The 22,537-nt window shown below is 37.1% G+C and carries 22 protein-coding genes, 10 tRNA genes and 1 pseudogene; 5 read left to right on the top strand and 28 right to left on the bottom strand.

From position 1 onward, the window contains the following. Positions 1 to 7 precede the first annotated feature (7 nt). The 11 genes from ACERII_RS05085 to ACERII_RS05035 form a co-directional block, all read right to left on the bottom strand. Positions 8 to 84 (bottom strand) — tRNA-Ile (locus ACERII_RS05085). Between the two features lie 55 nt (positions 85 to 139). After that, positions 140 to 213, bottom strand: a tRNA-Gly gene (locus tag ACERII_RS05080). 123 nt (positions 214 to 336) lie between these two features. Next, positions 337 to 413 (bottom strand) — tRNA-Pro (locus tag ACERII_RS05075). 175 nt (positions 414 to 588) lie between these two features. Next, positions 589 to 675 (bottom strand) — tRNA-Leu (locus ACERII_RS05070). Positions 676 to 781: 106 nt separating this feature from the next. Next, positions 782 to 866, bottom strand: a tRNA-Leu gene (locus tag ACERII_RS05065). A gap of 8 nt (positions 867 to 874) precedes the next feature. Next, positions 875 to 950 (bottom strand) — tRNA-Asp (locus tag ACERII_RS05060). Between the two features lie 34 nt (positions 951 to 984). Beyond that, positions 985 to 1,060: transfer RNA gene (locus ACERII_RS05055), tRNA-Val, on the bottom strand. Positions 1,061 to 1,192: 132 nt separating this feature from the next. Next, positions 1,193 to 1,267: transfer RNA gene (locus tag ACERII_RS05050), tRNA-Glu, on the bottom strand. 21 nt (positions 1,268 to 1,288) lie between these two features. After that, positions 1,289 to 1,379 (bottom strand) — tRNA-Ser (locus ACERII_RS05045). A 9-nt stretch (positions 1,380 to 1,388) separates the two neighbouring features. After that, a tRNA-Asn gene (locus ACERII_RS05040) sits at positions 1,389 to 1,464 on the bottom strand. 130 nt (positions 1,465 to 1,594) lie between these two features. After that, positions 1,595 to 2,062 (bottom strand): SprT family protein, encoded by a 468-nt coding sequence (locus tag ACERII_RS05035; protein ID WP_373640528.1) that lies wholly within the window; start codon positions 2,060 to 2,062, stop codon positions 1,595 to 1,597. Positions 2,063 to 2,245: 183 nt separating this feature from the next. Here ACERII_RS05035 and cmpA point away from each other — a divergent pair, with 183 nt between their 5' ends. Continuing rightward, a complete protein-coding gene (gene cmpA / locus ACERII_RS05030; RefSeq protein WP_373640526.1) occupies positions 2,246 to 2,389 on the top strand; it encodes a cortex morphogenetic protein CmpA in 144 nt (47 codons plus the stop codon). A gap of 113 nt (positions 2,390 to 2,502) precedes the next feature. Here cmpA and ACERII_RS05025 read toward each other — a convergent pair whose 3' ends face one another. From ACERII_RS05025 to acpS, 15 genes and pseudogenes are all read right to left on the bottom strand, one after another. Then, a complete protein-coding gene (locus ACERII_RS05025; RefSeq protein ID WP_373640524.1) occupies positions 2,503 to 4,692 on the bottom strand; it encodes a Tex family protein in 2,190 nt (729 codons plus the stop codon). Between the two features lie 354 nt (positions 4,693 to 5,046). Continuing rightward, on the bottom strand, positions 5,047 to 5,649 hold the full coding sequence (locus ACERII_RS05020; protein ID WP_373640523.1) for a PP2C family serine/threonine-protein phosphatase: 603 nt from the start codon (positions 5,647 to 5,649) through the stop codon (positions 5,047 to 5,049). Continuing rightward, complete coding sequence (gene sigB, locus ACERII_RS05015) at positions 5,649 to 6,437, bottom strand: RNA polymerase sigma factor SigB (RefSeq protein WP_373640522.1); 789 nt, start codon at positions 6,435 to 6,437, stop codon at positions 5,649 to 5,651. Before sigB ends, ACERII_RS05020 begins: the two co-directional genes overlap by 1 nt. Continuing rightward, positions 6,400 to 6,894 carry an anti-sigma B factor RsbW gene (rsbW, locus tag ACERII_RS05010; protein ID WP_373640521.1) on the bottom strand — a complete coding sequence of 165 codons (495 nt, stop codon included), beginning with the start codon at positions 6,892 to 6,894 and terminating at the stop codon, positions 6,400 to 6,402. The genes sigB and rsbW overlap by 38 nt, the downstream gene beginning before the upstream one ends. Before the next feature lie 2 nt (positions 6,895 to 6,896). Next, positions 6,897 to 7,226 carry an STAS domain-containing protein gene (locus tag ACERII_RS05005; RefSeq protein ID WP_373640520.1) on the bottom strand — a complete coding sequence of 110 codons (330 nt, stop codon included), beginning with the start codon at positions 7,224 to 7,226 and terminating at the stop codon, positions 6,897 to 6,899. Positions 7,227 to 7,283: 57 nt separating this feature from the next. Beyond that, complete coding sequence (locus ACERII_RS05000; RefSeq protein ID WP_373640518.1) at positions 7,284 to 8,297, bottom strand: PP2C family protein-serine/threonine phosphatase; 1,014 nt, start codon at positions 8,295 to 8,297, stop codon at positions 7,284 to 7,286. A 15-nt stretch (positions 8,298 to 8,312) separates the two neighbouring features. Further along, on the bottom strand, positions 8,313 to 8,714 hold the full coding sequence (locus tag ACERII_RS04995; RefSeq protein WP_373640516.1) for an anti-sigma regulatory factor: 402 nt from the start codon (positions 8,712 to 8,714) through the stop codon (positions 8,313 to 8,315). A 2-nt stretch (positions 8,715 to 8,716) separates the two neighbouring features. Continuing rightward, positions 8,717 to 9,073 carry an STAS domain-containing protein gene (locus ACERII_RS04990; protein WP_373640515.1) on the bottom strand — a complete coding sequence of 119 codons (357 nt, stop codon included), beginning with the start codon at positions 9,071 to 9,073 and terminating at the stop codon, positions 8,717 to 8,719. 17 nt (positions 9,074 to 9,090) lie between these two features. After that, entirely contained in the window at positions 9,091 to 9,921 is an 831-nt protein-coding gene (locus tag ACERII_RS04985) for an RsbT co-antagonist protein RsbRA (RefSeq protein ID WP_373640513.1), read from the bottom strand. A 229-nt stretch (positions 9,922 to 10,150) separates the two neighbouring features. Continuing rightward, a complete protein-coding gene (locus tag ACERII_RS04980) occupies positions 10,151 to 10,501 on the bottom strand; it encodes a type II toxin-antitoxin system PemK/MazF family toxin (RefSeq protein WP_373640510.1) in 351 nt (116 codons plus the stop codon). A gap of 4 nt (positions 10,502 to 10,505) precedes the next feature. Next, positions 10,506 to 10,661 (bottom strand): annotated as a pseudogene (locus tag ACERII_RS04975) (antitoxin); the annotation flags it as partial. A gap of 167 nt (positions 10,662 to 10,828) precedes the next feature. Then, complete coding sequence (alr, locus tag ACERII_RS04970; protein ID WP_373640537.1) at positions 10,829 to 11,998, bottom strand: alanine racemase; 1,170 nt, start codon at positions 11,996 to 11,998, stop codon at positions 10,829 to 10,831. A 398-nt stretch (positions 11,999 to 12,396) separates the two neighbouring features. After that, positions 12,397 to 13,440, bottom strand: a complete 1,044-nt coding sequence (locus ACERII_RS04965) for a LolA family protein (RefSeq protein WP_373640509.1) — start codon at positions 13,438 to 13,440, stop codon at positions 12,397 to 12,399. Between the two features lie 47 nt (positions 13,441 to 13,487). After that, a complete protein-coding gene (locus ACERII_RS04960; RefSeq protein WP_373640506.1) occupies positions 13,488 to 15,023 on the bottom strand; it encodes an NAD(P)H-hydrate dehydratase in 1,536 nt (511 codons plus the stop codon). A gap of 93 nt (positions 15,024 to 15,116) precedes the next feature. After that, on the bottom strand, positions 15,117 to 15,470 hold the full coding sequence (acpS, locus tag ACERII_RS04955) for a holo-ACP synthase (RefSeq protein ID WP_373640505.1): 354 nt from the start codon (positions 15,468 to 15,470) through the stop codon (positions 15,117 to 15,119). 426 nt (positions 15,471 to 15,896) lie between these two features. Between acpS and ACERII_RS04950 the strand changes: the two genes are divergently transcribed. Beyond that, complete coding sequence (locus ACERII_RS04950; RefSeq protein WP_373640504.1) at positions 15,897 to 16,646, top strand: rhomboid family intramembrane serine protease; 750 nt, start codon at positions 15,897 to 15,899, stop codon at positions 16,644 to 16,646. A 290-nt stretch (positions 16,647 to 16,936) separates the two neighbouring features. On the opposite strand, the gene ACERII_RS04945 is transcribed toward ACERII_RS04950, so the two are convergent. Both ACERII_RS04945 and ACERII_RS04940 read right to left on the bottom strand, forming a co-directional pair. Then, positions 16,937 to 18,172: a DUF438 domain-containing protein gene (locus tag ACERII_RS04945; protein WP_373640503.1), complete on the bottom strand. Its 1,236-nt coding sequence runs from the start codon at positions 18,170 to 18,172 to the stop codon at positions 16,937 to 16,939. 234 nt (positions 18,173 to 18,406) lie between these two features. Beyond that, positions 18,407 to 19,465, bottom strand: coding sequence for an ABC transporter ATP-binding protein (locus tag ACERII_RS04940; protein ID WP_373640502.1), 1,059 nt, complete (start codon positions 19,463 to 19,465; stop codon positions 18,407 to 18,409). Between the two features lie 437 nt (positions 19,466 to 19,902). On the opposite strand from ACERII_RS04940, the gene ACERII_RS04935 reads away from it, so the two are divergent. Genes ACERII_RS04935 through ACERII_RS04925 form a run of 3 tightly spaced genes read left to right on the top strand, consistent with a single transcriptional unit; the run spans position 19,903 to position 22,247 of the window. Further along, positions 19,903 to 20,058 carry a cytochrome c oxidase subunit 2A gene (locus ACERII_RS04935; RefSeq protein ID WP_373640501.1) on the top strand — a complete coding sequence of 52 codons (156 nt, stop codon included), beginning with the start codon at positions 19,903 to 19,905 and terminating at the stop codon, positions 20,056 to 20,058. A gap of 18 nt (positions 20,059 to 20,076) precedes the next feature. Next, entirely contained in the window at positions 20,077 to 20,550 is a 474-nt protein-coding gene (locus ACERII_RS04930) for a cytochrome c oxidase subunit II (RefSeq protein WP_373640499.1), read from the top strand. After that, on the top strand, positions 20,547 to 22,247 hold the full coding sequence (locus tag ACERII_RS04925; RefSeq protein ID WP_373640498.1) for a b(o/a)3-type cytochrome-c oxidase subunit 1: 1,701 nt from the start codon (positions 20,547 to 20,549) through the stop codon (positions 22,245 to 22,247). Before ACERII_RS04930 ends, ACERII_RS04925 begins: the two co-directional genes overlap by 4 nt. Positions 22,248 to 22,537 lie beyond the last annotated feature (290 nt).

Here is a 22,537-nt window from a genome sequence, read left to right as displayed (position 1 = left end):
TATTATTTGGTGGGCCTGAGTGGACTCGAACCACCGACCTCACGCTTATCAGGCGTGCGCTCTAACCAGCTGAGCTACAGGCCCTCAAGCAACATTTGTAACTATACCATTTATAATTACATGATGCAAGAGGAAATTTTGGAGCGGGTGATGAGAATCGAACTCACGACATCAGCTTGGAAGGCTGAGGTTTTACCACTAAACTACACCCGCATATGATAGATTACTCTTATTATTAAGTATAAAGCTGTATTTTCTAATTTCCTTACATAAAAGTCTTTCCTTCGACTAAATTTGTGTCATCAAATCAACTATTAGAAAGTTGATTCATTTAAATGGTCGGGAAGACAGGATTTGAACCTGCGACCCCCTGGTCCCAAACCAGGTGCTCTACCAAGCTGAGCCACTTCCCGATATATGCTCTCATTATTGGGCAGCCTTAGAGGAATCGAATTCCTAACCTTATGATCCGTAAGTCAACCAGTCTATCCAAATGAGCTACGGGCGCCTCTTAGAACAATAATATTTATATTTTCCTCTACTCTTAAATGTGCAAGTACAATTACAACGTTTTTCAATAAACATAATTGGTGCGGTCGAGAGGATTTGAACCTCCACGGGGTTAACCCCCACTAGGCCCTCAACCTAGCGCGTCTGCCGTTCCGCCACGACCGCAAAATATATTTTCATAGTCTGAGATCGAATAGGAAGACAGGTATATCATCATAATCGTTTCTCAATAAAAAGTCAATACTCTGCAACAAAAAATACATTATTACGTTGGTGCGGGTGAAGGGAGTCGAACCCCCACGCCCGAAGGCACTAGATCCTAAGTCTAGCGCGTCTGCCAATTCCGCCACACCCGCACATGATATGGCGGTCCCGACGGGAATCGAACCCGCGATCTCCTGCGTGACAGGCAGGCATGTTAACCGCTACACCACGGGACCACTTTATAATTGAAAAAATAATGATAATAATTAATGGTGGAGGATGACGGGCTCGAACCGCCGACCCCCTGCTTGTAAGGCAGGTGCTCTCCCAGCTGAGCTAATCCTCCGTTAATAAAAGAATTATTAGCTACAATCAAGTAGACAATAAGGGAATAGTTAAATGATAGCGCTTATATATCTTCCGACTAAACATAATTTTACCTTAGATAGTCTTTATACAAAAGGAAAAGATATATAAGTGGTGACCCGTACGGGATTCGAACCCGTGTTACCGCCGTGAAAGGGCGGTGTCTTAACCGCTTGACCAACGGGCCTTAATTTACGGAATATTTCGATGGCGGAGAAGGAGGGATTTGAACCCTCGCGCCGCTTACACGACCTACACCCTTAGCAGGGGCGCCTCTTCAGCCACTTGAGTACTTCTCCAAAAAAAAATGGCTCCACAGGTAGGACTCGAACCTACGACCGATCGGTTAACAGCCGATTGCTCTACCAACTGAGCTACTGTGGAATAGTAATATTTCAAATGGACTTTTTACATTTTAAACAAATTAAAAAGACATGTCAATATCTTTTATAATTACCTTCTTGTCTCATTAGCGACTTTTATAATATACCATATCAATTTATTACCGTCAATATTATCTCACTAAATTTGTAACTACCTTTTTTATCCTACCTTTACATTTTCCACATACATATTTACTTGTGTCAAATTGTCTTCTCCTTTTAAATTGGACACCACACTTCCTACATTCATATATATGTACCTTCGAACTACTTGACCGAGTATTCGGTAACGTTTTACAAAACCTAGTTCCCCCCACCTGCTTTAATAACAATTTGAAATCATCATCCTTGTGCATGTAACCCTTCTTTTCTAAATGAAGGTGGTAATGACATAACTCATGTTTAATAATTTTTTCTAACTCTCCTTGGCCATGATACTCAAATTGTTTAGGATTGATATCAATATTATGAGTTGTTAAGGAGTATCTACCACCAGTAGTCCGTAATCTAGGATTGAAGTAGGCTTTATGCTTAAACGGCTTTCCAAAATCATTAACAGATATAAATTCTACAAGCTTTTGTAATTCAAAATCATTCATTAATTACACCTCACCACTTTTCTTACTTCATAATATCACAAAAAAAAATAGGAAAAGATAATACAATAAATATTGATTTATACTTAAAACTTTTGTGCACAATTTTGGGATAACAATGACAAGCAGTCCGTCATATAGTATTACTACCATCGATTTTCAACAAAAGGAAAGGGGGACAATTGTATGCCATCTTGGCTTCAGCGACAACTGCAGGAAGCCTATCAAAGAAAAGATTTAGAGCAAGTTCGCATATTAAATCAATGCTGGTTTTATTATAAGGAAACGCTACCTGCACCTTCCGAAAAAGAACAAAGATTTAATACGTAAATATATGTATTTTTAATATAGATACTTAAGTTACACACAAATGGAGGATAGTGATAAGGTTAAAGGTTACCTTTCCTATCCTCCATTATAGTATAACTAGCAAACGTTTCTTATTATGAAGAAACAGTTTGATTGGCTGGCTTTAACATCGTTAAAGCAACTCGCCCTTTTTTTGAATCTACTTCATCTACCCAAACCGTAACAACATCCCCTACTGACACAACTTCCATAGGATGTTTCACAAATTTATTAGCTAATTTAGATATATGAACTAGTCCATCTTGTTTCACACCAATGTCAATGAATGCCCCAAAATCAACAACATTCCGAACCGTACCTTGGAGTTCCATACCCGCTGAAAGATCATCCATGGATAAGACATCTGTTTTTAACATAGGTTTAGGAACGTCATCACGTGGGTCTCTCCCCGGTCTTGATAAGGCATCTAATATATCCTTCAGTGTTGGAACTCCTACATCAAACATAGAAGCTAACTCCTCCACATTCACAGAATCAATTTTTTCTTTTACTATTTCTGTACCTAAATCTTCTGTAGTAATGGACAAGTGCTCCATAATTTTCTTTGTAACAGGATAGCTTTCCGGATGAATGCTTGTACGATCTAACGCTTGGTTTCCATCAATTATCCGAAGAAATCCGATACATTGTTCGTACGTTTTCGCACCTAATCTTGGAACTTTCTTCAATTGGCTACGATTTTTATATTTCCCTTCCTCTTCTCGATGCTTCACAATGTTATTCGCAACAGCTTTTGAAAGCCCGGACACATATTGTAATAGAGAAGACGAAGCAGTATTCACATTTACCCCTACTTTGTTAACAACTGTTTCCACGACAAAGGTTAACGAGTCATTTAACTTTGACTGGGTTACATCGTGCTGATATTGTCCAACCCCAACAGATTTCGGATCAATCTTCACTAGTTCCGCTAATGGATCTTGGATTCTCCTAGCAATTGAAACAGCACTTCTTTCCTCTACCTGTAGATCTGGAAATTCTTCTTTGGCCAGCTTTGATGCAGAATAAACACTAGCCCCTGCTTCATTAACAATTAAGTAGAACATTTTACGGTCTACTTCTTTCAATACTTCCGATATAAATTGTTCTGATTCTCTAGATGCTGTTCCATTCCCAATAGCGACCATCTCGATATCAAATTGCTCTATATATTGCTTTACTTTTTTCTTCGCTTCTTCTACTTGGTTACGAGGTGGTGTTGGATAGATGACATCAATCGCTAACACTTTCCCAGTCTCATTTACAACGGCAAGCTTACAACCAGTTCGATATGCAGGGTCTAGCCCAAGAATAATCCGATCTTTCAATGGTGGTTGAAGTAATAAGTTACGTAAGTTTTCGGAAAAAATATGAATTGCTTGCTCTTCTGCTTTTTCTGTTACTTCATTCCGTATTTCCCTTTCGATCGATGGTTCAATTAACCGCTTGTATCCATCTTCTATTGCTTCTAATATTTCCTTTTTAGCAATTGTCTGCTTTCCTTTTATCACAAACTTTTCTAACCAAGTTATAATTCGATCTCGTGGAGGTATTATCGCTACCTTTAAAACATCCTCTTTTTCTCCACGATTTAATGCTAACACTCGATGAGGAACAATTTTCTTTACTTCTTCCGAGTATTCATAATACATTTCGAATATTGCTTTCTCATCTTCTGCCTTACTTTTCTTCTCAGAAGACATTTTTCCTTCTGTAAAAGTCATATGACGAACTTGTTTACGAATATCCGCATCATCTGATAAATATTCACTTATAATATCCTTTGCACCTTGAATTGCGTCTTCTGCTGTATGTATTTCATGTTCTTCACTTACATATATAGAAGCTTCTTGTTCCACTGAGCCTGATGTAGGTAGGGAAAAAATCCACTGTGCCAGTGGCTCTAATCCTTTTTCTTTCGCTACAGTCGCTTTTGTACGACGTTTTTGCTTATATGGCCGATACAAGTCTTCTACTTCGGTAAGTTTCGTTGACTTTTCTATACTCTCTTTTAAATCAGGAGTAAGTTTTCCTTGCTCTTCAATGATTCTAATAACTTCTTCTTTTCTATTTGCAAGGTTTGTGGTATATGTCCATGCTTCTAGTATGCTTCTAATCTGTTCTTCATCTAGACCACCTGTAAACTCTTTTCGGTAACGAGCAATGAAAGGAACTGTATTCCCTTCTTCTGATAATGAGATAACGCTTTTTACTTTCTCTTCTTTAATTTGTACTTGTTTTGTTACAAGTGAGAGAATTGACCTTTGTTGTTCTGTCCAATCCATTAAAAACAGACCTCCCATATTCTTCTAAACACTAGCTCTTTTCCTCTACGATTATACTCTAATTAATAACCAATGTTAAACCAACATATATTAATCATTGGAACTCCCCTGAAATACGTACATCTGACTATCTAGTAATGGTACCTTTGTTGAATTTATTCCAATTGCTTCTGTTCCCTTTATATAAAGTTAAATGTACTAATATGCTTCATATGGTGTTTTCACCCATCACGGTGCTAAATTTCACCTGTGGGGAGCTGCGACCTCTACTCTATTTACATCGTAGTCGTGAACACACCTAATAACATAAAAAAGCAAAGTAAGGAGACTCCACTACTTCGCTTTAAATGTTCCTTATATAATTTTCCCAATCACGATCGTTGTATCATCATTTGTATCTTGCATTTCATCCGTCAGCTGCGATATAGCTACTTCCGGAGAACTCAGTTCAACAAAATGGGTATGAAAGGATGGACTAAACTTTAACCCGTCAGAATATAAAAGAAAAGTCATTCCCTTTTCAAAACTCGTTCTTTGTATGCGAAATACTTGTTTTTTTCCTGATAAATATCCTCTTGATGGGATGGGGCGGTCTAGCTTCCCAGACGGAGTATAAAAAATACAACCAATATTCCCTACATTGCAATACTCCATTTCCTTTTCGGCTAAATAAATCTTAAGCACCCCTAGTACCGTCCCTCTTTTTGACGTTAATACTTGATTGCACATTTTCATAATTGTTGATACATCTAGATGATGATGGCTTTTTATTTCTTCGATAGCTGCGGAAGATGCTTCTAGCGCTTCCTCGCCACTTCCTAAACCATCAGCAACTGCTATTAACACATATTCCTCCGTGCTGACAGTAAAAACAGAATCACCTGAACACCAATTCCCTTTTTTAGCTGTTTGGTACGTACTTACTATTGCCCCATTCAAATGGTGGTTTTCTATCATTAAAGACACTCCGTCGATTCTACTTTTATTGATTCTCTTAGCTTTTGTAAAGCTCTTCGTTGTAAACGAGATACATGCATTTGAGAAATCCCTAATTTATCTCCTGTTTCTTTTTGACTCAAATTTTCAAAGTATGTTAAATTCAGGATTTCCTTTTCCCTATCTGTTAAAACCCCGAACGCTTTACCTAATAAAAGTTGTTGATTTGTCTTTTCGTACCCTTCCTCCGTAGACCCAACAAGATCTAATAAAGTAACAGCACTTCCTTCATCATCTGCTTCTATGGACCTATCAACTGAGAGCGCTTGGTAGCTTTTGCCCATTTCCATTGTTTCAAGAATTTCCTCTTCTGTAACTCCTATATGATTTGCTATTTCTTCTACTCGTGGGGACCTTTGAAGCTCTGTAGTTAACTCTTCCACTGCATTTTTAATTTTCGGCCCTAATTCTTTAATTCGACGCGGAACATGGACACTCCATGTTTTATCACGAATAAATCTTTTTATTTCACCAACAATGGTAGGAACAGCAAAAGACTCAAAACTCCTGCCGAATTCCGGGTCAAATCGTCGAAAAGCCGCTAATAAGCCTATCATTCCAACTTGAATTAAATCTTCGTCATGCCGCTGCCCTTTTGAAAATTTACGCGCAAGAGCCTGAACAAGATTCTCAAATTCCAGAACCAATTTTGTTTGAACCTCTTCATCCCCAGTCTTTTGAAATTTTTCTATCATTTGCAAAATTCGATCCTTACTGTTTGGGAGTTTCCTTTGAGATTCCGTTGTCATCTTGTTCCACCCCATCTCTTTGAAGGAACTTCGTCATTACGATCATAACACCTGAATTACTATTGATTTCAACCTTGTCCATCAATGTCTCAATTAAAAACAGTCCGAGACCTCCCTCCTTCAATTCCTCAATTGGTTTCGTTGCATCAACTGGTCCTTTTCCATTTATAAATGAGTTTACATCTATATCGCCACCACGATCAGCCACCATAACTTCTAGCCTATCAGAAAAAACATTACACCCAATAAACATAAGAGCTTCTTCTTTGTCTGTATCGTTATAAGCATGATTCACAACATTCGTACAAGCTTCCGCTACTGCTATTTTAATATCTTCTATATCGTCATACGAATACCCCAATCTATTCGCAATTCCAGAGACTGTTAATCGAACGACACCAACATATTCCGGTTTAGCTGGCATTTTTAATTCAATGAAATCGGATGTTTGTGTCATACCTAAACTTCCTCCCTCTGATCTTCGTTAATATCTATCACTTCATTTAACCCAGTAATCTCAAAAAGGCGTTTCACTCGACTATTTGCACCAATTATTTTAAGACTACTATTTGATTTATCTGCTGTTTTCAATGCACCAATAAATATCCCTAGGCCTGTACTATCAATATAATGAACATCTGATAAATCTATTATAATCAACTGTTCCGCTTCCTGAGCAATAGGATTTAGTTTTTCTTTTAGAACAGAAGCAGTATATACATCTACTTCACCACTAAGTTTAACGACACTCTTTTTTCCATTCCCCTGCACATCAACTTGTAAATTCATCATCTTCCCTCCTGACGATTCGATACACTTTTTTTCAATACCCCTTTTGATAGAAAACTAAACATTTCTTCTTAGTATTAGTAGTGTAAAATCATCTTTTAATTTAAAATCTTGTATTTTCTCAAGCTCTCGATATACTTGCTCCACCATTGCTTGAGCCGGTAAGTGAATATATTTTTTTATAAGCTGTGTTATTTGGTATCTTTCAATAAATTCTCCATCGATTCTCGATTCTGTAACCCCATCTGATAGAAGCACAATAAAATCTCCTGGGTTCAACTCTAATACGTACTCTTTATAGTTCACTTTTGAAGATACACCTAGTACAAGTCCTTTTGTATCCATATTCTCAAATTTGTTTTGAGAAGCACGATAAACGAATCCAGGTTCGTGACCTGCACTGGAATAGTAAAAATGATGTAGTTTAGGGTCATACGTTCCATATACCATCGTTATAAACATATCACTATCAATATTTCTTTCCACAACTCGATTTAAATTCTCTAAGAGACCTGCTGGCTGTAATCGTTGTTCAGGCAGACTGTCCATCGCATACTTTATCATGGACATGCTCATTGCTGCAGGAACACCTTTACCGATGACATCTGCTACAGCTACTCCAATATTCCCATTATCATCTTCCATATAGTGATAATAATCCCCGCTCATTTTTCCTGCCGGAACACTTACAATCCCAAAGTCTAACTCATCGACTGTAATGGGTTTACTTGGTAATAAAGACTTTTGCATCCTTGCAGCTACGGTAAGCTCAGAATCTAGTTGACGTTGACGATCTCGCAAACTCAAATGTTCTCTATGTGCTAATCCATAACCAATCATTATCTCCAAAAGTAAATCATAGGAATCTATCACTTCTTGAGGGAGGTCCTTAATTAGTTCTTTTAATACAGACAAATGAAGACTTACCATTTCTTCAGGTGACATATCTTTTTCTATCATCTCTTTACTAAACTGCTGCGCTGAATAAAGGGTAAGCTCACTCTTGTCCTTTATATAGTTCTTTAACATTTCACGATAGTATTGATACAAAGATAGTTTAGTTTTCTCCAATAAATATGGCACCTCCTATCGAAGCCATTTAATTGCGGTAATAGTTGTTCCTTCATTTAATACTGAATCAATTGCAAATTCATCCATCAATCGTTTAACACCAGGTAGTCCAGCCCCCAAACCTCCAGAGGTTGTATATCCATCTTCCATTACTTTTCTAATATCTTTAATACCAGGACCATTATCAATTGCAGCAATCTTTACCCCTTTTTTCCCAGAACGGTGTACCTCTTCAATATGGATCTGTCCTTTTTTTGCATATAGATAAATATTTCTGGCAAGCTCTGATATGGCAGTTGTAATTCTCGCTTGGTCAACGGAACCAAAACCTACCTCTCGTGCAAGCTTTCTTCCGGCTTGACGAGCCGCTACTATTCCCCACTCACTATTTATATCAACATGGGTCTGGACTTGCATGTTCAACCCTCCAATTCGAGTTGGAGTCTATCCAACCCTTGTTCAAGGTCCAATGCAGTTGGTACATCATCTAACGTAATCCCCATATCAATGAGTGTAATAGCAACAGCTGGTTGGATCCCCGTTAGTACAACTTTAGCCCCCATAAGATTGGACATGTCTACAACGTCCCCTAATACTTTTGCAATAAATGAATCGATCATTTCTACAGAGGTCAAATCAATTACTACTCCGCGAGATCCTTCTTCATGAATCTTACTTAATACATCTTCTTGAAACTGAAGAGCTGTTTGATCATCTAGTTCTACTTGTACTGAAATTAATAAATAATCTCGAAGTTTTAAAATCGGAATACGCAATATAAATCCCCCTCTCTCTAATCTTCCAATTCAACGATTCTTCGTTTCGTCATTTCTAAAGCTGATTCAATCCCCTTCTTTAACGTACTCTTTGTAGGGAATTTGCTCAAATCAATCCCTAAGTTAACAATTGTTTGCGCTATTTCTGGTCTAATTCCTACAAGAATACAAGTTGCCCCTACTAAACGAACCGCTTCAGAAGCTTGAATAATATGATGGGCGACCATCGTATCAACTACTGGAACACCAGTAATATCGATTAATACAACCTCGGACCGATGTTCAATAACTCCTTGCAATAAATTTTCCATTATATGTTTTGCACGCTCTGTATCGATAGTACCAATTAAAGGCATAACACTTATGCTATCTACTACTGGTATAAGAGGCGCTGAAAGTTCTTTTAATGCCATTTTCTGTAAAAATACTGTGTTTTCCCAAGAACCTGAATACTCGTTAACTAGTAGGTTAACAATTTCATCAATCCAATTCTCAATTTGCTGTAGTAGTTCAACACTTTGATAATAGTCAGTATCATTTTTTGCTAGAGTTAGAACAGTTATTTTTCGAAACTCTTGCAATCCTCTTGTAATGTAATTTAATGGCCAACCTAATTGAATAAGGCGTTCTGTAAAAAGTGTTAAACTGCCATATTCGTGTTCATCACCATCACTATTTTGTACAGTAGATAATAACTTATCTACAAACTCTCGGTTCGTGTTAGCATACATTGTATCAGTAATATTTTGTAAGGAATCTTCCATTCTAAATTTGGGGATTTCTTTTAACCATTGTGTAATAATTTCTTCTTTGTTTTGTAGTATAACTTCCCTAATTTTTGAGTCCATTCAAGCTTCCCTCACTTTTTAAAATGTTACTACTATTATTCCACTGATTGTACATGAATGCAATGAATCAGGTTGATTTGAACCTCTATCTTAGGACAATTAAGGGAAATTACAAAAAAATTTGTAATCATTCTTTATGTAATGAACGCATAAAAAAAGTTGCTTTAGAATAAGCAACTTTCCCTTTACTGATACAGTTTAAATAAAATTATACACGCTTAGAATGATGTCAAAAGTCAATTAGACCTAAACTGATTTTTAAGGCCTCATTCACTTTCCCCATCATATCATCGTCTAAATGTGTAATTTTGTCTGTTAATCTTTGTTTATCAATTGTTCTTACTTGCTCTAGCAATATGACCGAATCACGATCAAATCCATAGCGTTTCGCATTGATCTCCACATGCGTTGGTAACTTTGCTTTCTGGATTTGAGCTGTAATCGCTGCCACAATCACAGTAGGGCTGAAACGATTACCGATATCGTTTTGGATAATTAACACTGGTCTGATTCCACCTTGCTCAGATCCAACAACGGGTGAAAGGTCTGCAAAGTAAACATCACCACGTTTTACTATCAATCCCTTACACCCCACTAACTAAGCGATCCAATGTGTGTTCGGCTTCCTCCTCGGCAAGAAAGGCTTCCGTCGCAATGTTTAAATTAATTTTTGCCATTTCTAAGTAGCCTTGTTGCATCGTTTCACGAATTTGTTGTTTCTTCTGCTCTTTTAAGTTTAACATCACCTTTTTTGTGCTCTCTTCAGACACACAAAACACCTCCAGCGCAGCATCCACCAATTTTTTGTCCTATCTAATCATATCATCTAACATAGCCCAATGCAAAGTTACTTTTCTACATTGCTAGTCTATTTTCGCTAAAAATACTTAGAAAACCTCTTTTTTCTTTAAAAAACTTTATTATGGACCTTTATTGGATTTTCAGCCTTTATGATCACTCTTGGTACACGATAACTTATCACACATGGAATCTCATAATTTATTGTTTGTAAACGTCTTGCTATTTCATCAACTGAAATAGATTCTTTACCTTGACTACCTATAAGTGTTACCTTCGTTCCAATGGATACTGGCTTAGGTAATGAAATCATCATCTGATCCATACATATTCTTCCAACAATTGGTACTCTTTCTCCATTTACAAGGGCATCTCCTACACTATTTGCTCGAATCCATCCATCAGCATACCCAATTGGCACTGTTCCTATCCATTCATTTCCTCCGGTGCGGTATGTTGCACCATAACTAATCCCCGAACCCTCCAGCACTCGTTTTACATGGGTAATTTTACTATGCAAAGAAAATGCTTCGGAAAGTTCAAACGGAACAACATTTTTCATTTCTTCGGAAGGAGATAATCCATACATAGATATTCCGAATCGAACCATGTTATAACACTTATCTCCAAACCGTAATGCAGTTGCACTATTACCGCAGTGCTTTATAGAAATTTCTCTTCCTATTTGTTCCTCAAACCAATCTATCATGATTTGAAATTGAAGCTGTTGTCGTTCTAAATATGTCGTATCCAACTCGTCAGCAGTAGCGTAGTGTGTAAAAATACCATCAACATGGAAATTAGGATTATTTTTCAAGCTTTTAATCAAAGCATTTCCTTCTTCCTTGGATCTTATACCGATTCTTCCCATCCCAGTATCTATTTTCACATGACATCGAACAAAATCAGGATTTGCTTCACTTAAACACGCTGCTGCTTTGTCTACCCACTCACTTTGGAAAATTGTAACAGTTATATCTTTTTCTATTGCAATCTTCACATCTTCAGGACGAGTGTATCCTAGTACTAAAATTGGCTCCGTAAAACCCGCATTTCTTAAAGCGATAGCCTCATCTAAGATTGCCACTCCTAAGTATGCAGCACCAGACTCAATTGCTGCTTTAGCAACATCCACTGCGCCATGCCCATACCCATTTGCTTTTACTATCGCCATGATGTGAACATTGGGTGGAAGTATTCTTTTTAAATTCCTTACATTGTTTTGAATTGCATCTATGTTTATTTCTGCCCACGTATCTCGATAAAAAGTGTCTTCCATAACCATGTTGCACACTCCTAAATCCAAATTTTCATATTTACTATTATTAGCTCCTAAGATAACTATGTCAATGTTAGGGAACATAAGAAAAGCGCAGGGCTCCCCAATTCTGCCTAAGAACTGCTCACGTCCTGTGGTCTGTGTGTAACATCGTAATGTCGATATCCTGTCTCCCGACGAAATGCAAATGTTCTGGACAAACGAAAAGCTTACTCCGCTTGCCATATGCGAAGAAAATGTTCTTTCAGTTGAAATAGCTTTTCACTTTTAATCAGGCAAGTTATTTGACTCGAGATGATGGTGTCTGGACCTAGACAACTTTCTAAGTCAAGAAAGTTATACTCTAAGCTATAAAGAAAGGCCAGATCCACTATATTAACGTGGTCTGACCCTTTTTCTTATTTTTCTTCTGTTCCATATACACTTCTTGCTACTGCCACCATATTTTCTTCATCCAAATGCTGAGATGATAAGAAGAAGTCAGTGCCTTGGTAAGACCAAGATATGGAGGTAGTTTCACCATCTACTTTTAATGCACCTTGCGTGAACCCTAAATCTACAGGCTTTCCTTCTGAAATACTAACAGGCGTACTTGCTTCCATTACTTGGTTTTTTTGTTGCACAAGTCGGAAAGGCTCATCTCCTTCGTAGGAAATAATCACTCTCTTTCCATTAGCAGTTTCCACTTCCTCAATTTCAGGATACCCTGTTCCTTGAGGAGTGTACATTGGATAAAGCACCGTGAAAGATCCATCCTCTTCCTCTTCCGTCTGTCCATCTCCTAATGTAGGTACTTCCATGCCCCACTGTGCGTAAGTCATGTTTCGGTCCATATCAAAGTCACCATCATTAAATTCAGGATTTAACTCAAAGGTGGAGAACTCTAATTGAACAAGTACTTCTAAATCAACATCCATAATTTTTACTGAAGCCGGAGATAGGTCTTTCTTGTTCAGCATAATTTCTTGTTGATTTAAATTTTTGTTTGTATAGTTCGTATTCGTTTGGAAAACATAGTGATCATCAGTTGCCGAGAAAGATCGTTCTGGATCTAGCAATATGTCACCCAGTAAAGATTCATAGAGATATACTTGGCTATTATTTTCTGGCCAATCACTTTGAAAACGGAAACTCTTGTTTAATGCTGGTGTTAAGACAAACACACCTTCATCATTTCGGAGAATGATCTGACTCGGTTCATCCCCTTCGTTACTTAAAGACACTCGATAATAGGAAGGATGCTTATACCAAACTTCAACTTGATATACTTGTGGCTCTTCCCCAGTTTGAATCGACATTTCAGCTTCTGCCTTATACCCAGTTAAGTCATCAAGTGTTTTATCAAGATCATTCATAACATCCTCTTGACTCTTCTCTCCACAAGCAGCTAGAAGCAGTAACACTGCTGTAAATACCACTAGTAAGGAAATAACTCTTTTCATATACTCAACCCCTCTGTGTCATTTCGACGACAAAGGAGGGATATCATTTACCGGTAACGAATTGACCGAATTACCACAGGCAATTCATTAATGAGATCAGTGGCAGTCACACTAAAAATATCATATGTTTTCACCAACTCATCTGCAGCTTTTCCATGAATGTAAACCGCATTCGTTATAGCTGATACAGTATCATGGTGCTGAAGTAAGAAAGCTACAATCATCCCTGTTAAAACATCACCAGAGCCTCCTTTTGCTAACGAGGCATTTCCTGTTGTGTTAACCCACTGTTCTCCACTCGGAGTCGTAACAATGGTATAAGGTCCTTTTAAAACTACATACATTTGGAACTTCATAGCAAATTCCTTTGAAACTTTGAATCTTTGTTTTTCCACTTCCTGTATGGACAGACCAGTTAGCATAGCCATTTCCCCAGGGTGTGGTGTAATGATTGTCGGACCTTCAGGGCGACCGTTACGCCATTCCCTTAACTCCTTAGAAAGGTGGTACAATCCATCTGCGTCAATAATAATAGGGCCATGAAAACTACTGAAAATCGGATAAAATTTATAACGTTCTTTTCTGCCAAGGCCTGGGCCGATTGCAATACAATCAAACCTATTTAAAGAAATGTTACTTATAAATTCATTTGCACATATTTGTCCATTTTTCGTTGCTAATGGCAAAAATAATGCTTCTGTTACTTTTTGTGAAACAATGGGATGAATGACATCTGGAACAGCCAACGTTACTAAACCTACACCAGAACGGAGACTTGCTTCGGTTGTTAATACAGGAGCTCCCACCATCTCCTTGGCTCCACCTATGATTAGTCCTTTTCCAACCGATCCTTTATGGGCGTCTGGCATCCGCTTTGCAAGTGTGTTTTTCACTGTATCCTCTGAGATGACTTTTCGTGCAGCATTCACTTGCGTAAAAGCTTTGTTCGGTATTCCAATAGGTAGTACAGATATTTTTCCGTAGTAATTCGCTGTGGGAAAACAAAAGGCACTCATCTTTGCAGATTGAAACGTATATGTCTCATGGGCCTTTACACCTATTGGCCTTACTTCCCCTTCATGAGCTGGAATTCCACTTGGAATATCAACAGAAATAATTGTTCCATTTGTCTCATTCATTTTTGTAATCAGTTCTCGATACGGGGAACGCGGTGTACCTTGTACTCCTGTTCCTAAAAGAGAATCGATAACAATAGTATAGTTATTTAAGTTGAGCTCAATGGTTTCCTCTCTCTGTTTAGCATATGAAAACCAATCATAGCCTGACTTTTCATAAATTTTCATATGAGCTAGTGCAGCACCACGGATTTTGTGTTCCGGCGGAATTACCCACACGTCCACATTGTAGTCTTCTTTTAAAATACGACCAATAACAAAACCGTCTCCCCCATTATTTCCAGACCCAATTAATATAATGATTTTATCCTGTTTTTTTAATGTAGGCTCCAACTGACGACAGAAGGCTTGCCCCGCACTTTCCATTAGGGCTACTTCAGTCAAACCAATTTCATTCATGGTATAGCGGTCAATTTGGTGCATTTCATCACCCGTTACCACGTACATTAAAGATTCCCTCCCATCCGCACTAACACTATATGAGTCTGTCCATGACATTATGCAGACTAGCCATGACAAGCCACAAAATAATTGAATTTTTTATGATTCTATGATGACTTGAGCCGCGGCATAATGCTCTGTATGAGTAATAGATAGATGAATTTTATTATGTATCATATTTGTAACAAAAAATGGTTTTCCTGATTCATCATTAAGAACTTGTATATCTTGAAAGGATACCGTTTTTCCTATTCCTGTTCCCATCGCTTTCGAAAAAGCTTCTTTTGCAGAAAATCTTCCCGCTAAATACTCCATCTTTCTATTATTTTTCAAGGTCTCAAAGACAGCTAGTTCTTCTTCTGTGAGGATTCTCTTGGCAAAAGAAGGAGATCGTTCATATAAAGCTCGAATTCTAGGTAGTTCTACTAAATCCAGACCGATTCCACTAATCATCTTTATACCCTCCATATACCCTTTCGTACATTTTATCAAAAAGCATGTCCATTTCCTATCTACTATAAGGTGGCACTATAATTTTTTCCATGACATACAAGCTACTTATATTGATCGAGTTATAGGAAGTCTAACCTGAAAATACGTGTCTCCGATTATCTTGAAGTACTAACTTTGTTGGGTTGTATTCCATTCGTCCACTCCTTTCCTGTGAAGAGTACTAAGATACTTCACAACGTATTATTCACCGGATATGGTGCATAAATTTACTTGTATGGGAGTTTACTTGAAAACCCCGTGCTAAAAATAGATAAAAATAAAATAATTTAGATTAATAGGCTTGAAATATGGACATATGATAAAATAAGAACAATTCTGTATATGGTTAATGAAATATTGAAATCTTCTATAAAGGAGTATTTGTCTATGTTTGTTAGAAACGAAACGTTTGGGAGCTTCACTCGCTCGTATAAAGTAGTTACAACATTAATAGCAATTAACATCATTCTCTATATTTGGGTAGCATTATTTCCGGTATTAGGTGGGAGTTTCATTCGTGGATATGGAATTGGAAGTAATCTTTATATTGCTATGGGAGAATATTGGCGCTTAGTTACACCTATTTTTTTGCACGGTAGCCTTACTCACATGCTCTTTAATTCCTTTTCATTAGTATTATTTGGCCCTGCTTTAGAAAATCTTTTAGGGAAAGGTAAATTTATTTTTGCTTACTTCGCAACGGGAATTATTGCAAACATCGCAACCTATTATATGGAACATCTATATTATTTTCATTTAGGGGCATCCGGAGCTATATACGGCCTATTTGGTATTTACCTTTATATGGTTTTAGTTAGAAAAGACTTAATAGATCGAGCCAATTCTCAGCTAATCATCATTATCTTAATAATCGGACTTGTTATGACTTTTACTCGTTCTGGGATTAATGAAATGGCCCACTTGTTTGGTCTAATTAGTGGGGCAGCGCTTGCTCCTATCATTTTACGGAACGTCACAAGCTATGGGCAATACCGATCTGCTCCCGATCCTAAAGAAGTTGGCTTTAATCCTAATCGCTGGCAAAATCATGCTCGAAATAAAAAGCGAATGAAGGCGATATTCCTTGTGGGTGGGATACTTCTCGTGTTTTTATTTATTTTTCAGTTTTTTATTTAGAGAATGATGAATCAATAAAATATATTCAAAACCTCATAAAGAAATTGCTCCTTTTGGTGGAACATACAAATGGAGCGATTTTTCATTTTGGTAAAAAACGGGGTTGCACAGGCTTAGACATTGGAGTAACTTCTACCAACTAGTGATTTTAGTAGGCGTTACCCTGGTAGCGCCTACTACAGACACCTCCCAAATTCCAAGTTATGATAGTTTCTTATCTTCCAAAAGAAAATGGTGCTACCAAAAGCAACGACTCTTGGTACACCATCTTTGTGTGACACGTCTACTTTTTAAGACATCAACCTTTTTTCCCCTGTAATTTCTTGAATTGGGCCAATATTTTGTGTAAACTCCAAGGTTCCAGCATAGTTTCCTTCTGCATCCTTCACTGCAAAGTAACGAATAAGAACATACTTATCTTTAAATTTTATCCAGAAGTCTTCTGTATCTTTCTTTCCTGATTTAAAATCATCTAACAATTGATTAACAATATGGGAGCTTTGTGGTGGGTGGCAGTTTTGTACCGTTCGTCCAATCACTGATTTTGTTCGATGAAAAATCCGTTCTTTTCCATGAGAGAAATATCGAACAAAGTCGTCTTTATCTATATACGTAATATCTACTGGTAGATGATTCATCATATTTTCCAATTGATCGACAGTTAGAACACCAGTTTCTAGTTTAATATACCCACCAGTTAATGTTTGCCCATTTTCTAATTCCGCACGTTCTGGCATCCAATTTCCTGCTGGTTCTGCAAAACAATACCCAATCACATCACTTTCGTGAGCAATTTTTATCCATTCGTCTTCCGTTAGTGTTTGCAAAGCCATTGGGAAAAGAATGTTTTCTTCTTTATATATCATTTCACTTACTTCATGAATGATATAGCGTAATGAATCCACAACTTCTTCTTGTTGAAATTCCCCGTGAACTAAATCCATCCTTGTTTTTTTGATAGCTGCTCTAATTCGATCATCTACTCCCCACATCACTTTTGTAGGTCCAAAGATACCGTATTTTTCTAAAAATGGAAATAGCAAATTTTCCTTTCGGCTATAATGTTTGTCAATGTCCAACAGTTCTGATAAATCTTCAATTAGCTTTCTCTTATTTTCTTCGTTTACTTCTTTTTCAAAACGATCAGTATGAAGTTCCAACTTGAAATTAACATGTTGGTTAATTGCTTTGTTTTCTAATTTAAATGTGTGAACAGGATGGCCCAGTTGCTGTTCAGGTTCTCCCTGATTATGGATTTCTTCAATAGATCCTTTAAAAACATCCGCATGCACCGAACAAAGACGTTGAACTTCTTCTACTGATATACCCTCTTCTTCCATTAGTGAATGTTCCATATCTGATATTTCCTTAACCGATACAGACCCTACAGCCTCGTTAAACCTTGCTTTCACATCTTCAACGGACTTACCGTTGTGTAAATCTTTAATAATCTCCTTTAACATCTCTTTTCGGGCATTGTTATCCAGTTCATTACCTTGTTCCCGGTTATTAATAATTTCACTCATGATCCATTCTCCTTTTCTAGCATTTTGACCAATACCATTTTTTGTATATTTGATACATAATTTAAAACAGTATACTACTACCTTCTATCGTCATTAACACTAATTGATAATTACTTTCAATTAAATGTTATCACACTTGTTTCTCAATCGTTGTGATACAAATCACTAGTAAAAAAGAGCATCAAAAAAGCGACTAGTTTAAGAACTAGTCGCTAACATTTCTTTATTATTTTTCTATTCAACAAGAGCTATTAGCTCCGGCTTAATATCAAAGGATACAATTGTACCAACTTCTACATCTTGCTCATTTGGAGCATAAATTAGCATTGGTTCTTTTGATAGGGTTGGCTCATTGTGAAGACGCACGTATAACTCTTGATATTCTCCACCATACGTTACTCGCTCCACTTCACCACAGTAAGCACCTTCTTCAGCCAGTTGACACCCTTCTGGACGAATGGATAGCTTCACATTTTCTAACTGCTCTTTCCACTGTTCAGGTAAAGACACTTTTCCAATATGTGTATGAATATGTCGTAAGTCATCATCCATAACACCAGTAAGTAAATTTGTTTTACCAACGAACTGTGCTACGAAACAGTTTTTAGGGCAACGATACATTTCTTTCGGAGCTGCAATTTGTTGAATAACTCCGTTTTTCATTACAACAACTCGATCCGATACAGCAAATGCGTCCTTTTGATCATGTGTAACAATAATTGCAGTAGTTTCTGCTTTTCTTAAGATGTTTGTAACATCATAACGCATTTTTTCACGTAAGCCTGCATCTAGGTTACTGAATGGTTCATCCATCAAAACTACATTTGGTTTTGGCGCTAACGCACGAGCTAAAGCAACTCGTTGTTGTTGACCTCCTGATAATTGTGTAGGATAACGTTTTCCATAGTCTTCTAACCCTACTAATTCAAGTACTTCTTTTGCGCGTTTTTTCTTTTCTCGCGCATTCCATTTATTAAGTCCAAACATTACATTTTTTTCAATAGTCATATGTGGAAATAGCGCATAATCCTGAAAGACCATTCCAATCCCTCTCTTTTCAGGAGGAACAGAATTATTGCTACTAAATACTTGATTTCCATCAATTACAATAGAACCTTCGCTTGGATGCTCAAATCCTGCTATCATTCTTAGCGTAGTAGTCTTCCCACAACCACTTGGTCCTAATAAACTAATAATCTCCCCTTTATGTATCGAGAGATTTATAGTACGAACTGCGGGTTCAGTTGTACCACTGTAATATTTAGTTAAATTGTTCAATTCAATAAAACTCATTACTTTACCTCCCAATGATGTCGGTTGGTGGTCCGATAATTAATTATAATCTTTATCATTTAATAATAATTTAAAATTAATTGAGAATGATTTTCATTACTAAAAAAGTATAACACATCTGATTTTTTTACGTCAATGTATGTTCCCTTTTGTTAACATAATTTTCATACTTTTCTGTTCAAATATAGTGTTATCCCTTTTCTAGTATCTCCTCCATATCATTACCACCCCAAAAATACTACCCTTTGGAGTGTATTTTCTTATCTATATAGGTAAACCAATTTTTGTTAACAACACAGGCATAGTGTAAATGTAAGTTTTTTACAAATTTTCACGAATTCTTCACAAAATGACTCTCATCACACCGGAAACTTCCCTTATGATTATTCCGTGGGGTTCTTATTTAATTGAACAATGTTCAGAGGGGGGAACACAATATGAGCAAAAGTATTCTTAGCAAAAAACAAAGTAATCTGTCTACACAAGAAGAGAATTCTTCGTTAAAAGGGACATTCATTTTCGTAATGTCTATAGGTTCCTTTATTTTAATTACATGGTTTATTGTCTTTTTTATATTTGTTGGACGTATTTAATTCATAGGGGGAATAGCAATGCATTTACACAAGTATGAAAAAATATGGTTAATTTTCGGGGTGGGTTCACTTGTATTGTTCTTACTAGTACTTGGTGTTTCCGCGTTCGCCTTCGGACATCAGCCACCAAGTCACATGGGAAAAGTTGATTCACAAAACTTAGCACAGGATCCGGTTTTTTCAAACCCTGGTGTTACACAAATAAACGAAACAACATATCAAGCAACAATTATTGCTCAAGCTTTTGGATACGAACCTTCTGTTGTAGAAGTTCCAGAAGGATCAACAGTGATTTTTCAAGTAACTAGTAAAGATGTAGTTCACAGCTTTACTATTCCAGAAACAAATGTAAACTTCATGGTTACACCAGGACATGTAAACATGGCAACTCACACATTCAATGAACCTGGTGAGTATTTAGTTTTATGTAATGAATATTGCGGCACAATGCACCACATGATGCAGATGAGAATTGAGGTGACTCCTAAATGAGACAATCAAATTTAGCATTAAAAGACTATCAGGAAGAATTCGAAATGGGAGTCGATCCAAAAATTAAACCTCTAAGTATGATCCATGTTTCCATTGCATTTGTTGCTTTCATATTAGGAGTGTTTGGTGGATTAATTCAAGGATTAGCTCGTGGTGGAATGATGCAACTACCTTCTTGGGTAACATACTATCAAATTCTAACTCTTCACGGAGTTTTATTAGCACTCGTATTTACTACTTTTATCATTTTTGGTTTTCTATTTGCAGGTATGAGTAGAACTCATGGAGCGTTTTCTGACGGTCTTCGAAAACTAGGCTGGGTAGGTTTTTCTGTTTTAACATTAGGTACCCTGCTTGCAGCAGCTATGATACTAACAAACGAAGCTTCTGTATTATATACATTTTATGCGCCACTTCAAGCACATTGGATTTTCTATATCGGTTTAGCTTTATTCGTTGTAGGCACCTGGATTGAGGGGGCAGTATTATTAGCTCATTTCTTCAAATGGAAAAAAGCAAACCCTGGTCAACCTACACCATTATTTGGATTTATGACCACTGCAACAATTTTACTTTGGATTGTAGCTTCCATCGGTGTAGCAGTAACGGTACTTGTACAAATGCTACCTTGGGCATTGGGATTAACGAACGAAATTAATGTTGTATTGAGTAGAACCTTGTTTTGGTATTTTGGACATCCGTTGGTTTATTTCTGGATTATGCCAGCCTATATGGTTTGGTATTTAATCATACCTAAAATAATAGGAGGTCGTTTATTTAGCGGTTCTCTTGCAAGATTAGCATTTGTATTGTTCTTATTATTTTCTATCCCTGTTGGATTCCACCATCAATTAATGGAATCTGGTATAAGTGAATTTTGGAAGTACATGCAAACTATTTTAACGTTTGTAGTAGTGGTACCATCATTATTAACCGCATTTTCTATCTTTGCTACGTTTGAGCAAACTGGTCGTGCTCAAGGTGGAAAAGGGGTTTTCAATTGGATTAAGAAGCTACCTTGGGGAGATGCTAGATTCTTTGCTCCTTTCATGGGTATGATCATCTTTATTCCAGCTGGAGCTGGTGGATTAATTAATGCTAGTTTTCAATTAAACGCAGTGATTCATAATACTTTATGGGTTGTAGGTCACTTTCACTTAACTGTTGGGTCAACCGTAGTACTAACTTTCTTAGGGATGTCCTATTGGTTAATTCCAGTTTTAACAGGACGACGTTTTACAAGGCACGCCAACAGATGTGGAATTGTTCAAACGTGGCTGTGGGCGATTGGAATGTTCTTTATGTCAGGTGCTATGCACTTACTTGGACTTTTAGGTGCTCCACGTAGAACAGCTTATGCTACGTATAGTGATCACCCTCAAGCTTTACAATGGTTCGAAGGGATTTTCACTAGTCATATTACCGTTGGAGTAGGGGCAGTTATGTTAACTGCTGCCGGAGTATTAGCGTTCTACAACTATATCTATTTAGCTTTCTTAGCACCAAAAGGAGAAACAGAATTCCCAATGACACCAGATCCTATAGATACACAACAATCACCAAAGTTTTTGGAAAACTGGAAGTTGTGGATCGGAATTGCGGTGGTATTAATTATCTTTGCTTACACGATTCCAATATACGAAATGATAGTAGATGCACCACCAGGATCACCAACTTTTAATAACTTAATAAAATAACCACATACTAATAAGAGGTTGGGTGAGAAGGATATATCCTTTTTACTCACCTCTTTTTTGCGTTTTTAAAAACAATAAATGGGGAATAAACATTTGAATAGGTTAAAGAGAAAACACCCAAGCTATTGACACGGATAACACTTCTTTTGTAAGAGAAGCTCGGCAACTCCCACAGGAAAGCGAGCAGGCTGGAGCGAATGGTATATCATCAAACAAAGTTAGTATCACTAGATAGTCTGATACACGTATTTTCAGGATAGACAATCAAGCCAATAAATAATTCGCACCAT

This window comes from Evansella sp. AB-rgal1, from assembly GCF_041820985.1.
GTDB lineage: Bacteria > Bacillota > Bacilli > Bacillales > Salisediminibacteriaceae > Evansella.
Note: the sequence above shows the minus strand (reverse complement) of the source record. Positions and strands in the feature narration are given on the sequence as shown.